Source organism: Candidatus Omnitrophota bacterium, from assembly GCA_041650805.1.
GTDB lineage: Bacteria > Omnitrophota > Gorgyraeia > 2-01-FULL-45-10 > 2-01-FULL-45-10 > JBAZKM01.
Window position 1 is genome coordinate 63,606 of the sequence record JBAZKM010000003.1, and the last position, 16,173, is coordinate 79,778.

Annotated in this window: 16 protein-coding genes; all 16 read left to right on the forward strand. The window is 52.7% G+C overall.

What is annotated here, in order from left to right; all coding sequences use genetic code 11:
- The first annotated feature begins 48 nt into the window (after nt 1–48).
- The 16 genes from fabG (at nt 49) to WC515_03025 (ending at nt 16,108) form a co-directional block, all read left to right on the forward strand.
- Complete coding sequence (fabG, locus tag WC515_02950; GenBank protein ID MFA5146321.1) at nt 49–789, forward strand: 3-oxoacyl-[acyl-carrier-protein] reductase; 741 nt, start codon at nt 49–51, stop codon at nt 787–789.
- Nucleotides 790–824: 35 nt separating this feature from the next.
- On the forward strand, nt 825–1,064 hold the full coding sequence (acpP, locus tag WC515_02955) for an acyl carrier protein (protein MFA5146322.1): 240 nt from the start codon (nt 825–827) through the stop codon (nt 1,062–1,064).
- Nucleotides 1,065–1,071: 7 nt separating this feature from the next.
- Complete coding sequence (fabF, locus tag WC515_02960) at nt 1,072–2,334, forward strand: beta-ketoacyl-ACP synthase II (protein MFA5146323.1); 1,263 nt, start codon at nt 1,072–1,074, stop codon at nt 2,332–2,334.
- Between the two features lie 98 nt (nt 2,335–2,432).
- Nucleotides 2,433–3,587 (forward strand): acyl-CoA dehydrogenase family protein, encoded by a 1,155-nt coding sequence (locus tag WC515_02965; protein MFA5146324.1) that lies wholly within the window; start codon nt 2,433–2,435, stop codon nt 3,585–3,587.
- Between the two features lie 12 nt (nt 3,588–3,599).
- Nucleotides 3,600–4,382: an electron transfer flavoprotein subunit beta/FixA family protein gene (locus tag WC515_02970; GenBank protein ID MFA5146325.1), complete on the forward strand. Its 783-nt coding sequence runs from the start codon at nt 3,600–3,602 to the stop codon at nt 4,380–4,382.
- Nucleotides 4,379–5,584, forward strand: a complete 1,206-nt coding sequence (locus WC515_02975) for an electron transfer flavoprotein subunit alpha (GenBank protein ID MFA5146326.1) — start codon at nt 4,379–4,381, stop codon at nt 5,582–5,584. The genes WC515_02970 and WC515_02975 overlap by 4 nt, the downstream gene beginning before the upstream one ends.
- A gap of 365 nt (nt 5,585–5,949) precedes the next feature.
- Nucleotides 5,950–6,750 carry a sulfate adenylyltransferase subunit CysD gene (gene cysD / locus WC515_02980; protein MFA5146327.1) on the forward strand — a complete coding sequence of 267 codons (801 nt, stop codon included), beginning with the start codon at nt 5,950–5,952 and terminating at the stop codon, nt 6,748–6,750.
- A 1-nt stretch (nt 6,751) separates the two neighbouring features.
- Nucleotides 6,752–7,969 carry a GTP-binding protein gene (locus tag WC515_02985; protein ID MFA5146328.1) on the forward strand — a complete coding sequence of 406 codons (1,218 nt, stop codon included), beginning with the start codon at nt 6,752–6,754 and terminating at the stop codon, nt 7,967–7,969.
- A 299-nt stretch (nt 7,970–8,268) separates the two neighbouring features.
- Nucleotides 8,269–9,330, forward strand: a complete 1,062-nt coding sequence (locus WC515_02990) for a hypothetical protein (GenBank protein ID MFA5146329.1) — start codon at nt 8,269–8,271, stop codon at nt 9,328–9,330.
- On the forward strand, nt 9,311–9,598 hold the full coding sequence (locus WC515_02995) for a PqqD family protein (protein ID MFA5146330.1): 288 nt from the start codon (nt 9,311–9,313) through the stop codon (nt 9,596–9,598). The genes WC515_02990 and WC515_02995 overlap by 20 nt, the downstream gene beginning before the upstream one ends.
- Before the next feature lie 3 nt (nt 9,599–9,601).
- Entirely contained in the window at nt 9,602–10,684 is a 1,083-nt protein-coding gene (locus tag WC515_03000) for a radical SAM protein (protein ID MFA5146331.1), read from the forward strand.
- Nucleotides 10,681–11,778, forward strand: a complete 1,098-nt coding sequence (locus WC515_03005) for a radical SAM protein (GenBank protein MFA5146332.1) — start codon at nt 10,681–10,683, stop codon at nt 11,776–11,778. Before WC515_03000 ends, WC515_03005 begins: the two co-directional genes overlap by 4 nt.
- Nucleotides 11,775–12,827 carry a radical SAM protein gene (locus WC515_03010; GenBank protein MFA5146333.1) on the forward strand — a complete coding sequence of 351 codons (1,053 nt, stop codon included), beginning with the start codon at nt 11,775–11,777 and terminating at the stop codon, nt 12,825–12,827. The genes WC515_03005 and WC515_03010 overlap by 4 nt, the downstream gene beginning before the upstream one ends.
- Nucleotides 12,824–14,467, forward strand: coding sequence for an alkaline phosphatase family protein (locus WC515_03015; GenBank protein MFA5146334.1), 1,644 nt, complete (start codon nt 12,824–12,826; stop codon nt 14,465–14,467). Before WC515_03010 ends, WC515_03015 begins: the two co-directional genes overlap by 4 nt.
- Nucleotides 14,464–15,621: a UPF0489 family protein gene (locus WC515_03020; GenBank protein ID MFA5146335.1), complete on the forward strand. Its 1,158-nt coding sequence runs from the start codon at nt 14,464–14,466 to the stop codon at nt 15,619–15,621. The genes WC515_03015 and WC515_03020 overlap by 4 nt, the downstream gene beginning before the upstream one ends.
- Nucleotides 15,599–16,108 (forward strand): S24/S26 family peptidase, encoded by a 510-nt coding sequence (locus WC515_03025; GenBank protein MFA5146336.1) that lies wholly within the window; start codon nt 15,599–15,601, stop codon nt 16,106–16,108. The genes WC515_03020 and WC515_03025 overlap by 23 nt, the downstream gene beginning before the upstream one ends.
- The last annotated feature ends 65 nt before the right edge of the window (nt 16,109–16,173 follow it).

The window sequence follows — 16,173 nt, forward strand, 5'->3', positions numbered from 1 at the left end:
AGCGGTCAAATATGGATAGAATATGCTAAAGTTTGTTAAGGATACAAAATGAGATTTAAAGACAGTGTAGCGATGATAACGGGGGGCGGCCGCGGGATAGGCAAAACGATAGCGCTTGCCTTTGCGGCTGAGGGCGCGGATATAGCCATCTGCGATGTCAACGAAGAGAGCCTGAAGACGGCCCAGGCGGAGATAGAGGCGAAGGGCCGGAAGGCCCTCACGGGCGTCGTAGACGTGACCAAGGGCCAGGACGTAGAATCCTTCGTTCATAAAACCCTTGACAAATTTAAAAAAATCGATATACTTGTTAACAATGCCGGCATCACAAGGGACTCTCTCCTGGTCAGGATGTCGGAATCCGACTGGGATCTTGTCCTCGATGTGAATCTAAAAGGCGCTTTCAACTGCACCAAGGCCGTTTCAAAGATAATGATGAAGCAGCGGAACGGCCGGATAGTCAATATAGCGTCTATAATAGGTATAATGGGGAACGCAGGCCAGGCGAACTATGCCGCTTCGAAAGGCGGGCTCATAGCCCTGACTAAGACGGTGGCCAGAGAGCTTGCCTCGCGCAACGTAAGGGCGAATGCCATAGCCCCCGGGTTCATACAGACGGATATGACGGCTAAACTCCCCGATAACGTTAAGAGCGAGATGCAGAAGCTGATCCCGCTCGGCAATTTCGGAACGGCTGAGGATGTGGCAGACCTCGCCCTGTTCCTGGCAAGCGATGATTCCGCCTATATTACCGGACAGGTCGTTCAGGTTGACGGCGGCATGGTGATGTGAGTTAGGTAAAAGGGGATATAAAAAAAGGAGGTACAATGGAAGTCTCTCATGACAAGATCAGGCAGATTATAGCGGATCAACTTGGCGTGAAGAAAGAAGAAGTGACCGATAATGCGAAGTTCGTCGATGATCTGGGCGCGGATTCGCTGGACACTGTAGAGCTCGTCATGGCTTTAGAAGAAGAGTTCGGCATAGAGATACCCGATGAGGACGCCGAGAAGCTGACTACAGTCGGTGACTCTCTGAGATATATTGACGAGAAGGCCGGCAAATAACAGATCAATGATGTCTAAAAAAAGACGTGTAGTAGTCACGGGCCTCGGTGTCATATCTCCCATAGGAAACACCCTTGAAGAATTCTGGACATCCCTTCTCGAAGGAAAGAGCGGCGTAAAACGCCTCTCGTGTTTTGACCCCACATATTTTCCCTCCAAAGTAGCCGCAGAGGTAAAGAATTTCGATCCGTCCCGCTATGTCTCCGCAAAGGACCTTAAGAGGATGGACCGCTTTACCCTCTTCGCGGTAGCGGCCGCCAAAAATGCGGTGGCCGATGCCGGTATGGACCTGTCCGGGGAAGACCTTACAAGGATCGGTGTCCTGGTAGGGTCCGGTATAGGCGGCCTGCATACCATCGAACGGGAACATACACAGTACATAGCCCTGGGTCCGGAGAAGGGCCCGGGCAGGATGTCGCCGTTCCTTATCCCCATGCTTATCGTAAATATGGCCGCAGGCCAGGTATCGATAACGCTCGGCCTTAAAGGCCCCAATTCGACCGTGGCAACGGCGTGCGCCACCGGGAATCACGCGATAGGGGATGCGTTCAGGATCATCCAGAGAGATGAGGCGGATGCCATGGTATGCGGGGGGACCGAGGCGGCTACCACCCCCATGGGTTTCGGCGGTTTCTGCGCCCTGAAGGCCCTTTCGACCGCCTATAACGATACGCCCGAAAGGGCATCCAGGCCTTTCGACAAGAACCGGGACGGTTTTGTGATGGGCGAAGGCTCAGGTGTCGTCATGCTGGAAGAGATGGAACACGCCCTGAAGAGAAACGCCCGTATATATTGTGAAATGATCGGTTACGGCACGAGCGGGGACGCTTATCACATGACGGCCCCCGACCCTGAAGGCAACGGCGGCGTGAGATGCATGGCCGCTTCCCTGAAGGATGCCTCCGTAAAACCGTCTGACGTCACCTATATAAACGCCCACGGGACATCCACTTTGTATAACGACAGGATAGAGACGCTGGCCATAAAGAAGGTATTCGGCGATCATGCCGGGAAATTGGCGGTAAGTTCCACTAAATCGGTCATGGGGCACCTCCTTGGGGCAGCGGGAGGGGCGGAGATGATCGTCTGTGCCCTTGCCATAAAGAATGAGATAGCCCCCCCAACGATAAACTACGAGACGCCGGACCCCGAATGCGATCTCGACTATGTGCCAAATAAGCCCCGCGGTCTCAAGATAAAGGTCGCCATGTCCAACGCGCTCGGCTTCGGGGGCCATAACGCGACCCTTGTAGTACGTAAATTCACGTGATCAGCGTATAACGTTTAGCGGATAGCGTATAGAGAAGCAAAAACTGAACGCTAAACGCTATCCGCTATACGCTAAAATTTTTACCAAAGGAGACGAATATGGATTATCTCTTGACCGAACAACAGATCATGATACGGGACCTGGCCCGCCAGATCGCGTGCGATAAGATGAAACCGTTAGCCGCCAAATATGACGAGTCGGAGGAGTTCGCCTGGGAGATCATGAAGGTCCTTTCGGGGAGCGACATATTCGGTATCTATATACCCGAGGCATACGGCGGACTGGGCGGCGGCGTGATGGAGCTTTGCCTCGCGACCGAGGAGCTTTCGAGGGCGTGCGGCGCCATGGCGCTCGGTTTTGCCGGGACGGCGCTCGGGACATACCCGATCCTATTATACGGGAACGAAGAGCAGAAGAAGAAGTACCTCCCGGACATAGCCAAAGGGAAGAAACTTGCGGCATTCTGCATAACGGAGGCCGAGGCGGGGTCCGACGCCGGTAGCATAAGGACGACGGCGCGTAAAGACGGCGACCACTATCTCCTGAACGGGACGAAGCAATGGATCACGAACGGCGGCGAGGCCGAGGTATATACCGTAATAGCCATCACCGATAAGGCCAAGGGCGCGCGGGGGGCGAGCGCTTTCATAGTGGAGAAGGGCACCAAGGGGCTCGACTTCGGTAAGAAGGAGAAGAAATTGGGGATAAGGGCATCCGCCACGCGCGAGGTCATATTCACCGATTGCAGGATCCCGAAAGAGAATATACTGGGAAAAGAGGGGATGGGCTTCATAGTGGCCATGAAGACGTTCGACAACTCCCGCCCGGGAGTTGCGGCGCAGGCCCTGGGCATAGCCCAGGGGGCCTATGACCTTGCTATAGATTACGCAAGGAAGAGGATACAGTTCGGCCAGCCGATATCGAGCTTCCAGGCCATACAGCACATGCTTGCCGACATGGCGACCCAGATAGAGGCGGCGAGGGCGCTTGTATATTCCACCGCCAGGATGGTCGACTCCGGCGCCAAGAGCGTGGCCAAGGAGTCGGCGATGGCCAAACTCTACGCCAGCGACGTAGCCATGAAGGTGACGGTCGACGCGGTCCAGATCTTCGGCGGGTACGGTTATATGAGGGACTATCCCGTAGAGAAGTTCATGAGGGACGCGAAGATCACGCAGATATATGAGGGCACGAACCAGATCCAGCGGAACGTCATCGCCTCGCATCTTATCAAGGAGAGTATGAAGGGGTAGGAGCTACTAGCGGTGCATATCATCGTCTGCATAAAACAGGTCCCGAATACGACCGATGTCAGGATCGATCCGGTCAAGAATACGCTTATACGCGAAGGCGTGGAGAGCGTCATCAATCCCTTCGACACATACGCGATAGAGGAGGCCGTCCTATTGAAGGAACGGTTCGGCGGCAAGGTCACGGTCGTCACGATGGGTCCGCCGCAGGCGGAGAGCGCGCTTAAGGAGGCGATATCGCTCGGCTGCGACGAAGCTATCCTGGTGAGCGACCGGAAGTTCGCCGGTTCCGATACGTGGGCCACGAGTTACACGCTCGCCTGTTCCATAAAAAAGATAGGGACGTTCGACCTGATACTATGCGGCAAACAGGCGTCCGACGGAGACACGGCCCAGGTAGGGCCTGGCATATCGACCCACCTCGACATACCTCAGGTGACCTACGTCAAGAAGGTGGAGGACATATCCGGCAATAAGGCGAAGGTCGAGAGGATGACCGAAGAGGGATATGATGTCATAGAGACACCGCTCCCCTGCCTCATGACCGTCGTGAAAGAGATAAATACGCCGCGCCTCCCGTCCCTCAAGGGCATGATGAAGGCGAAGTCGGCTAAGATAACGAAGTGGACGGCCGACGACATAAAATGCGATCCGAAGAGCATAGGGCTTGACGGTTCGCCTACGCGTGTCGTCAAGATATTCACCCCGCCTCCTCGTAAAGGCGGAGAAGTCCTTAAGGGGGACGCCGGTGAGATCGCATCCAGGGTCGCAGGGCTACTCAAGGATATAGTCATATGAGCAGCGGTTCCATAAAGGTCATCCTCGAGAAGTGCACGGGGTGCACGCTATGCACGCGCGTATGTCCGTTCGGCGCGATACAGATGGCAGATAAGAAGGCCGTTATAGACCTCGCCAAGTGCACGCTCTGCGGCGCGTGCGTCGATTCCTGTAAATTCCAGGCGATCATCCTCGAAAAGGGCGCATCTGTCAAAAAGGATCTCAGCGCATATAAGGACGTATGGGTATTCTGCGAGCAGAAGAAAGGTGTCATACAGACGATATCGTTCGAGCTCCTCGGCGAAGGGAAGAAGCTCGTGGGCAAGCTGGGCGGTAAGCTCTGCGCCGTGATACTCGGAAGCGGCATAGGCGGGAAGGCGGATGAGCTCGCATCGCGCGGGGCTGATAAGGTCTACATGGTCGACGCCCCGGCGCTCGCATCATACCAGGACGACCCGTATACGAACGTCCTGGTCGATCTGGTTAAGGAGTATAAGCCGGAAGTCCTTCTGTGCGGGGCGACGACTATCGGCAGAAGCCTCATATCGAGGGTCGCGGTCAGGGTCAATGCGGGTCTCACGGCCGACTGCACCGGGCTCGATATCGATACTAAAGAACGGCTCCTCCTCCAGACCCGGCCGGCATTCGGCGGGAATATAATGGCCACCATCATCACGCCGAACCACAGGCCGCAGATGTCGACGGTGAGGCACAAGGTCATGAAAGAAGCCGAGGTCGATAGATCGCGCAAGGCTGAAGTGGTCAAAAAGACGTACGGCGAAGATCTCCTCAGGTCGCGAACAAAACTTCTCGATATAGTCGAAGAGATAGAGGAGACGGTCAACCTCGCGGAGGCCGACATCATCGTCTCGGGCGGACGCGGCCTGGCAAACCCGGACAACTTCTCGGTCGTCAGGGACCTGGCGAAAGTGCTCGGCGCGGCGGTCGGCGCCTCCCGCAGCGCGGTAGACGCGAATTGGATACCGTATTCTCACCAGGTCGGACAGACGGGGAAGACGGTCTGCCCGAAGCTCTATATCGCATGCGGCATAAGCGGTCAGATCCAGCACCTCATCGGCATGCAGTCGTCGAAGGTCATAGTCGCCATCAATAAGGACCCCGACGCGCCCATCTTCAAGGTCGCCACCTACGGCATCGTCGGCGACATCTTCGAAGTAGTCCCGGCCCTCACCAAAGAATTCAGTAAGATCCTCAAAAAATAGATCCTAAAATTTTTACGGGTGACCCCAAATTTTTACGGGTGACCCCAAATTTTTATAAAGGAAAAATTTGGGATAATCTATGGGCTATTAAAATACTAAAATTTCACAGAGGAAATTTTAGTATGACGCGACCGAGCCTTTTGGAGTATAGGGCACTACGGCGCCTAGGATCCACGATCTGTCATTGGTACGCCTCGAGAGCGTTGAATGCCCTATAGAAACAAAAGGCGAGGGAGCGGCAGGACCCGTAAAAATTTGTCCATAAGGAGATACCCAACACGAGAGGGGAAGCACACAGGACCAGTAAAATTTGCTACCATTGCCCGTTCGCTATGTTATAATATCATTGTTTATATACCATAATTATGACCTATCTGGAAAAATTAGAGAACGACACCATATTCATCATACGGGAGGCCTACCAGAAGTTCAGGAATATGGCGCTCCTGTGGTCGATAGGCAAAGATTCCACGACCCTGCTGTGGCTCGCCAGGAAGGCATTCTTCGGCAAGGTCCCGTTCCCCGTCCTCCATATCGATACCGGATATAAATTCAAAGAGATATACGACTTCAGGGACAGGTTCCGAAGAGCGTGGGGCCTCGACCTCATAGTCGCGAAGAACGAAGAGGCGATGAGAAAAGGGGTCTCGCCCGGCAGGAACAAATTCGCCTGTTGCACGGAGCGTAAGACGAACGCCCTTAAGATCGCCATCGCCCGGCACGGCTTCAGGGCGCTATACCTGGCCATCCGGAGAGATGAGCACGGTATAAGGGGTAAGGAGAGGATCTTCAGCCCCCGCGATACCGATTTTAAATGGAACTATCTCGACCAGCCGGCGGAGATGTGGGACCATTATAAGACAGCGGTCACAGGGGAAGAGCATATAAGGGTCCACCCTCTACTGGGGTGGCGCGAGATCGATATCTGGGAGTATATACGGAAAGAGGATATCCCCATAACGTCATTATATCTTGCAAAGGACGGCAGGCGTTACCGCAGCATAGGGTGTGAGTGCTGCTGCGCCCCCGTGGACTCCGACGCGGATACCATAGACAGGATAGTGAAAGAACTGCGGACGACCGATGTCTCTGAGAGGTCCGGCAGGGCGCAGGATAAAGAAGAGGTCTACATGATGGAGAAGCTCAGATCTCTCGGGTATATGTGAGATGAAAAAAGATACGACCCTCGCATTTGTCATAACAGGCCACGTCGACCACGGCAAATCCACCCTCATCGGGAGGATCCTTTACGACACGAAGTCCCTGCCTAAGGACAGGATACGGGACGTCCTGGGTGCTTCTCTGGAGAAGGACGTCTTTGCCCATTTCCTCGACTGTTTCAGGGAGGAGAGGGAGAAGGATATGACGGTCGATACGACGCAGGTGTCATTCAGGACGAAACGGCGTACCTATACGATAATAGACGCGCCCGGCCACAGGGAGTTCATAAAGAGCATGATCACCGGCGCCTCCTATGCGCGTATAGGGGTGCTCGTCGTAGATGTGAACGAAGGTCTGAAAGAGCAGACGAGGCGCCATGCCTCGATACTCTCCTTTCTCGGCATACGGAAGGTCATAGTGGCGATAAATAAGATGGACACGGTAAATTATGAGAAGGACCGTTTCTCTCTTTTGCAGAAAGAGACCGAACGTTTACTCTCCAGGGTAGGGTTGAAGGCGCATCTCTTCATACCGATAAGCGCCCTGAAGGGCGAGAATATCCTCAAGAGGTCGAAGAGATGCAGGTGGTATAAAGGGCCGTCGCTTATCGAAGCCGTCGATTCTATGGATATCTCCCCGCGCGTCGATCCGCAAAATTTTGTTATGTGCGTCCAGGATAATTATCGTATAGACGGAAAGGATATCGTCGTGGGCAGGGTGGACTCCGGGGTCATCAGGAAAGGGCGCGATGTCAGGATATTGCCCGGGAAGGGCAATGGAAAGGTGATATCCATAGAGCGCTTCCTGGAGAGAAGGGATGACGCCGGAACGGGCGAATCGATAGGGTTGGACCTCGCCGCCAGGCATCCGCCGAAACGCGGCGATATACTCTGTGACGCGGCCGGCCGCCCCGGTCTACGGAGGCGCTTTGAAGCGGACATCCTTTTATTCGACAGGGATATAACGGTCGGAGAGCGTCTCGCCCTGCGCTGCTCCACCCAGGAGATGCGCGCCTCTATCGGAAAGATATTTAATAGGTTCGATTCTTCTACGCTCGAGGAACTCGGCAAAAGCCCGCGGCTCAGATGCCTCGATATGGCGAGGGTCATCATAAAGACGGAAAGGCCGGTACTGGTAAGGCGATTTTGTGAAGATGAGAACCTGGGCAGGTTCGTCCTGGAGAAGGATAGCGTGATAGCCGCCTGCGGCATCGTGGTGAAGTGAAGATATCTATATAACAGATGTCGCAAAGTAACGGCAAAAAAGGGAGGAGATGATATGCCAAGCGGTCCGAAAAGAAGATATGTAAAACCGGTGATCACAAGGATACAGCTTGATCACACACAGGCGGTTCTGACGGCATGCAGGGTGGGCGGTACGTTCCTTAATTTAGCAAAGAACTTTTGCTATTTTAACGGCGGGACTCTTTATACTTGTAGAGTGACCCCAAGAGGAGCGGGAAAGTTTTCCAATGCCACTTCGCGCGAACTCGGAAGCGGCGCCACATAACAGGCCTTCCGAAAATGATAGATTTTAAAATAAATGTAGCCGGGAATATCATCCGTTTTAGGTGTGATGACCCCGTACCGCTGTATGACCCATCAGACAACATGGGGTTAAAAAATTTTTTGTACTCAGGCACCAGGGAAGAGGATATCGTATTCGATATAAAGTATGGTCCGATGCCGTCATTCTGCGGGAGAGAGGTACTCTTCCGGGGCGGAGAAGAATGGGTCCGCTCAAAATGGAACGGGAATACCCTTATAGAGTATATGGAGACACGTCTCCCCGGCAGGGTCGACCGCGCGGCAGTGATAGGCCCCGATATGAGGCGCGGGACGATATATGTAAATGCGGAGATGACCGGGGAGGAAGAGGCGGCGGCCCGCGGGATAAGAGAGGCGCGCATGACGGAAGAAGAGAAGGCGCAGAGGATGGATAGGCGGGCAAAGCGGAAAGCTATGGCGAAGAGCATTGTGTGTAAAATGCCGCCGGAAGGGGTGATACTGGGCAGGCGCATCATGGGGGATACCAGAGGCCGTCTTTTCCAGTCATTCATTATAGAATATTTGGTGAAAAAAAGAGTAGGCATTCTGGTCCATTCCGCGTGCATAAAGGCATTCGGCGAGACACATCTCTATATGGGTCCGTCCGGCGCTGGCAAGAGCACGATCTCAAGGATCTTCCATGAGAACGCCGGCGCGCGGGTGCTTAATGACGACAGGGCCATACTGATCCAGGATGAAGGCGTGATCGACTTTTGCAACGCCCCTTGGGCGGGTGATTTTGCCGGCCGTTGCGACATCGATGCGGAAGAGCGGGTAAGGATAGACAGGATATTCTTCATCTATCACGAGAAGGATAATATAGCGAGGAGGGTCCCGGATGCCGAAGCCGTATCGTACTTATTCAGGAACAGTTTCCCGGTATTCTGGGACAAGGAGGACCTGGACTTTGTAATATCTTTGTTTAAGGAGTTGGTGAAGTCATCCCGTTGTTATCGCCTCGGGTTTGTCAGGGACGGCAGCGTAACGGGGACCATACGCAAATTGATAGAAGTGGAGGATGAAGATGGAATGGAATAAGATATACAGGAAGAACCCGGATATAGTGTCGCGAGAGATAGATAATGAGATGATACTGGTACCGGTCTACAGGACGAGCAAGGATATAAACGAGATGTACACGCTGAACAGGACGGCCCGGGATATATGGAATATGGTAGACGGCAAGAATACGATCACCGATATAAATAGAAAGATGTCGGCCTCATACAAGGTGGATCCCCACCGGCTCGAGGAAGACCTTAAAGAGTTCATTAGAGACATGAAAGAGATAAAGGCGATAGAGTAGTTTGTGATAAAGACGGCCCCTCACAGGAGTTTCATGGATACCCTGCTCTTATCAAGAAAGGCAGGTTTGTGCAGGCCTGTCCATGCGCAGATAGAGCTCACCTACAGATGCAATCTTCAGTGCGTGCATTGTTACTGTAAAGGGTCGGAAAAAAACGGTGAACTGGGCCTGCCGGAATGGAAGGAGATATTAACGAAACTTCACCGCTCCGGTGTACTATACCTGGAGATAACCGGCGGCGAGCCGCTCCTAAGGGACGACTTCACGGAGATATACGATCTTGCGAGGTCGAAAGGTTTTTTAATAACATTATTCACGAACGGGTCATTGCTCACCGACCGGCTCATACGACACCTTGCCGAGAAACCTCCCCATTCGATAGAAATAACATTGAACGGCATAACGAAAGATACGTATGAATCGATCACCGGGGTCGAGGGGTCCTTTGAGAAGGTGATGGATGCTATACATAAAGTGTCTTGTAAGCGGCTCCCTCTCGTCTTGAAATCCAACGGTCTCAGGCAGAACAAGGGCGAGATAGTCGCTATAAAAAAGTTCACCGAAGAGTTATTGGGGAAGAAGAGATTCAAATTCGACTCTTTTGTGACGCCGCGCCTGGACGGAGAGAGGACTCCCTGTGACCACCGGCTTTCCGCACGCGAGATAGCCGGGATAGAGGGTTTGGATGCCGAAATGAGCGCCCAGAGGGAAGAAGAGTTCGGGGCATGGAAGGATATCATAAAATACCCGGCACGCAAGTACCATTGTAATGCGCACCTTACGCATCTATATATAACGCCTTATGGGAGGTTGAGGTTCTGCCATCTGACGGACAAATATTCCGGCGACCTGCGCAGGTCTTCCGTATCGGGCATAATGAACGGCGCGATCGCGCATATCCGCAGAGAGAAATACAGGGCAGGCTCAGAATGCATAAGTTGTGATGCAAGGGAGTTCTGCCATCACTGCCCGCCGCGCGCATTCCTTGAGACAGGAGACGAAGACGCGGCGGTGCCGTACTTTTGCGAATTGGCGCGCGCAAAGAAGGCGCAAAAAGGGCGGTTTGACGTATCCCAGAGAGTATGAAAAATATAAGATATCTTAAATTCATGCGGAGATTATGCGTATCCAACAGGAAGGCGCGCAGACCCCTCAAGGCGTTCTTTGAGCTCACATACAGGTGCAATCACAGGTGTGTGCACTGTTATAATGCCGCAAATGGGGAAGACGAGTTGTCGAGAGAAGAGGTATTCTCCGTCCTGGACCAGCTTGCCCGGATGGGCACCATCCAGATCGTCTTCACCGGAGGCGAGATATTCACCAGGCCCGATATAACGGACATATTGCTGCACTCGAGGAGAAGAGGTCTTCATACCATGCTTATGACAAACGGTTCCCTCATAACGGACCGGACGGCCGGCATGCTCAGGGATATCGGTATATCCGATGTAGATATATCGTTTCTCGGCTCCAGTAGAGAGACGTTTGATTCGATAACACAGGTAGAGGGGAGTTATGATAAGGTCGTCTCCGGCGTAATGGCGCTCAGGCTAAAAGGCATAGTGCCTGTGCTTAAGGCATGTGCGATGAAGACGAATATGGAGGAACTGGCGGATATATTCGAGATGGCCAGGCGCCTGGGCGCGTCTTTCGGATTCTCGCCTTCTGTGATCCCGCGGCTGGACCTTGATAAAAAACCAACGTTCTTCAGGCTCACCTCAGAAGAATGTCTGGATATCAAAAACAGGCTCAACCTGCTGTGCCGGGCAAAGCCCTTAAAGCCGCATCTTTTGAAGACGCGTATCAGAAAAGAAGCTAAACGGTATCCGGCCCGGACGACACGCGATGATGGCCGTCTCTTCAACTGCATGGCGGGCAATACGACTATATGTATCAACCCTTACGGCGAGATAAAACCATGTCTCATCTTACCCCAACCCGCATACTCTATACGCGGCAGCACAGTTGAAGAGGGGTGGGATAAGATAAAAAGGTTTGTAGACGATATAAGGCCGCCTGAAGGATGGAGATGCGCTTCGTGCGAATATGAGAGATGGTGCGCAAAGTGTCCCGCCATGGCCTACCTCAACTCGGGAGATATCTTCGGGTGTACCGACCATCTCAAAGAGTCGGCGCGCGCCGGAAAAGAAAAGTATGAAGATAGCGCGAGGGCGGGATGATCAGGACTCGACAGTACAGAAGTTGGAGCGCCGTATTTCACGAAGACCACGCCGCCCGTCCCATCTCGATACAGATGGAGCTTACCTACAGATGTCCGCTCCATTGCATACACTGCTATTCCGACTGCTACAACAACCCGGGGTCAGAAGATAAGGAGTTATCCGCGGACGGCGTAAAGGATATGATGGATAAGCTATATGACGCCGGGTGCCTATGGCTCTGTCTTACCGGCGGTGACCCTCTGGTAAGGTCCGATTTTCCTGATATATATGAGTATGCCAGGAGGAAGGGGTTTGTGGTGACCGTCTTTACAAGCCTTGCCTCTCTGGACGATGTAGTATTGAAAAAGTTCATAGATATCCCGCCGTTTGTCATCGAGGTGACGGTAAACGGCGCCACGCCTGAGACGTATGAACGCGTATCGCAGGTCAAGGGTTCCTTCAGCAGGGTGATGGCCAATATGAAGAAGATAACGGATGCCCGGCTTCCGCTCAGGATAAAGGCGATGGTACTCAGAGAGAATATGCATGAGATGGATATACTCTCTGATCTGGGCAGGTCTTTCGGATGCGATGTAATGAGTAGCGCGATAATATCCGCCCGACTGGACGGTGATAGCGCCCCTTGTAAACACAGGGTCGAAATAGACGATCTTGTGAGGAGCGGGCCCGCAGCCGGTGCGTATTGCGGCGCAGGATATTTAGATAAGGCAGACCCCGGGACACGGGACCGGGAGAAGAATACGTTATTCTCTTGCCCTGCAGGGAAGTGGCAATGGAATATAGACCCTGTGGGCCGGCTCTCCTTATGCGCGCATCTCAGGGAGCCGTCTTATGATCTATCGAAGGGTGACCTGAAAGACGGCATGAGGGCACTGTACGGATATGTAAAGACCGGGGGTTTTTCAAAGCCATCCGAATGCGAAAGGTGCGAAATACGCCGCCTTTGCTATTCCTGCCCGGGAAGGGCAAAGCTCGAAACGGGTGATGAAGGGACGCCGGTGCCCTATTTCTGCGAATTGGCCAGGAGAGAGGCCGAGAGGTCATGATGAAGAAAAAGGTTCTTGTGATAGGGCTTGACGGTGCGACATTAGATATTATTAAGCCGCTTGCCGATAATGGGAGGTTGCCGAACTTTTCCCGGTTGATGAGAGAAGGTTCGTACGGAGTCCTGAAGAGCACCATCCCGCCCGTAACCCCATGCGCATGGACCAGTTTCGCGACAGGCAAGGACCCTTCAAAGCACGGCCTGTATGATTTCACGCTGTATGAGGGGGATCCGGAGAAGCAGACGAACGTGAACAGGACGTTCGCGAAGGCAAAGTCGTTATGGAGGATATTGACGGAGAACGGGAAGAGAAGTATCGTCATCGATGTGCCGTTTACCTATCCTCCTGAAGAGATAAACGGGTGCATAATCGCAAGGGAATTTTCACCCAGCGGGAAAAATTGTGCATATCCCAGGTCGTTATACGGATACCTGAAGAAGAACGGATTTATTAAAAAGGCGCCCGCGGAATTGAACGAAGTCCATCGCCACGACAACGCCCGGAACAGGGTTGACCGGAAGGTGATAAGTAAAATAGAGGCAAAGAGGATATCGGCAGAAAAAATAGCTAAAAATTTTCGAGAGTTGACGGAAGGCGTAGACAGGAACATACGGCTTTGCCGGCAGCTTATGGCAGAAGAGGAATGGGACTTATTCGTGGCCGTATTCATGTCGGCCGATCACGCCGGCCATTCGTTCTGGGGTGATAAAGGAAAGGTACATAAGGTATATGAAAAACTCGATGAAGCGGTGGGGATGCTCTTCCGGTTCGCCGGGCCGGAGACCTTGAAGCTGATAATCTCCGATCACGGTTTTACCTCGGTCCCCTATGCCTTCAACATAAACGAATGGCTGTGTTCCAAGGGGTTCCTGGACAAAAAGATAGATATCCCGTATCAGGATACCAGAAAGAGGCTGCGCAAGGTCTTGAAAAAGATACGGGACGATGCCGCTGAACGAAGACGCGGCAGGAAATATAAGTTCAAAAAATTTAAGTTTATATTGAATACCGATTATTCAAAGTCGAGGGCGTATCTGCAGTCGTTCACCTCTTACGGGGTGAGGATAAATCTGAAAAAGAGAGACGATCGGGGGATAGTCGGAGCGGATGAATACCGACCCATGAGAGAATATCTCATAAAAGAACTGAGCAGGTTAAACCATCCCCTGACAGGCAAAAAGTTATTTGAGCATGTGTTGAAAAAAGAAGAGGTGTACGCGCCGGGTCCTTTCGGCACGGATCCGGCCCCAGACATATTCTTGCTGACCGAGGGAATGGAGACGGCACTCGACGGAAAATTTGACCGGGATGCCAGAGTATTTAAAAAGACGGTAAAAGGGTACGGTTTTCATCATATAGACGGAATATTATTTGTCGAGGGAGAAGATATAAAAAATGGCCGCATATCGAACGCCGGCATCACCGATATAGCCCCGACCATACTCCATATCCTCGGTATACCCATCCCGGCAGATATGGACGGGAGGGTCTTAAAGGAGATCTTCAGCGATAGCTCCGAAGCGCGTAAAAAGGATGTCAGGCATGGCGCCGCCGCAACGGCGCGACAGCGTAGAGAGATATACCCGGATAGCGATGATGAGGATGTGAGGGCAAAGCTTGCCGCTCTGGGGTACCTGTGAAGATCCCGATAAAGACGGTGGAAGATCACCACGAGGCATATTATTTCTGGAGAGGCCTGGGTATGAGGAATGCCGTCCTCCTCCATTTTGATGCGCACATAGATCTTGAATTAGATCCTCCGATCGAATCGGTCATGACCGCCGATACCAAAGAAGGCCTGAAGAGACGGTTCGAAACTTACCTCAGGTTTAAAGAGCGGTGCAGGGGCGAGAGGGACCCGATAGATCCGGGGAACTATATATATTCGGCGATGAGGGACGGCATCGTCAGCGACTTTTACTGGATAATACCCGGGGACCGCGGCGAACTTGACAGGTCCCTGGAAAAGGTAAAGGATATTTTGCGGCGAATATCTTCAAGAGGGGCGTCCCCGGCCGGAGAGGCGGCATATTCCGGTGGGATCCTGACGACGAAGATATATAACAGGGACCTTGTCGTCACCACTATCGAGGACCTGCCCCGGGGCATAGACAATGCGCTGATCGATATAGACACCGACTACCTGACGACCGATACCATAAGACGGTCCGACCCGCGGACCTGTATCGGGAAGAGGATACCATGGCTTTGGCCGGACCGGTTCGTCGCGGAATTAGGCCGCAAAAGGATAGAGCCGTTATGTGTGACCGTATCCTATTCCGTGAACGGCGGCTATACCCCTATCATATATAAATTCCTGGGGGATGAGGTGTCGGCGCTTCTTAATGATGCAAAAAGCCCTTTCGTGGACGCGCTCTCGGAGAGGAGCAGGGCCGTTCAGGCATTTCATAAAGAGGATTTCAGTGGCTCTATAAATATCCTGCTCGGACTCGCGAAGAAGGCTGACGGTATAAAGATGGACCGGTCCCTGAATGAGAAATTCATGGCGCATATACATTTCCTCTTATTCAGGTGCTATGCGGAGCTGGGGTCGCGCGCTGAGGCAAAAAGGCATTATCGATCCAGCGTAGCGCTCGACGGAACATACGGCGCCAGGGATAATAATTATGGACCGTTGTACCTGGGAACTGAGGGAAGGCTGGGGGATGCGGAAAGGGAATTCAGGATGATCCTGGCGTCCGACAGGGGCAATCCGCATGCCTTATCAGGCACGGCAAAAGTATGGCTCAGGAAGGCGGGACGTCTCTCGCATGAGATACTCAAAGGTCGTTAAAGAGATATACCTGAATACCCTGGAAGAAGGGAGGCCTGTCACATTACCGTCATCCGGATGGTGCATGTGGCCTTTTATAAAAGGGGGTGATATCCTTACGCTGCGATCGGGATGCGGCAGGATAGAGATCGGTGATATAGCCATAGCGGATACCTGCAGCCCGGATGAGGTCCGTTTCGCGGGGCACAGGGTCATAGGTATAGAGACCGTCGGAGACAAAAAGATATATTTCCTGAAATCGGACAACTCCGCCGGCAAAAGCAGCGAATCGATACCGGAAGATAAGATCAGGGGAAGGATCGTGTCGGTCACCAGGAACGGACTGGTCTTCGATTACTCGATGCCCCATCTTAAGATGGTGAATCGCGCTATAGCGTTCATGTCGGCAAGGGCCCCTCTCTTATGTATATTTTTGAAGATGCCCGTATACCTGATAATAAAATGGCGGTTAATGATAAAGGACATGTCAAAACGGCCGATTCCTTGATTTTTGAGCGATCGTGTGGTATACTTTAGTACGCTTTAGTATTTATGCCGTTAATTTATATCTTT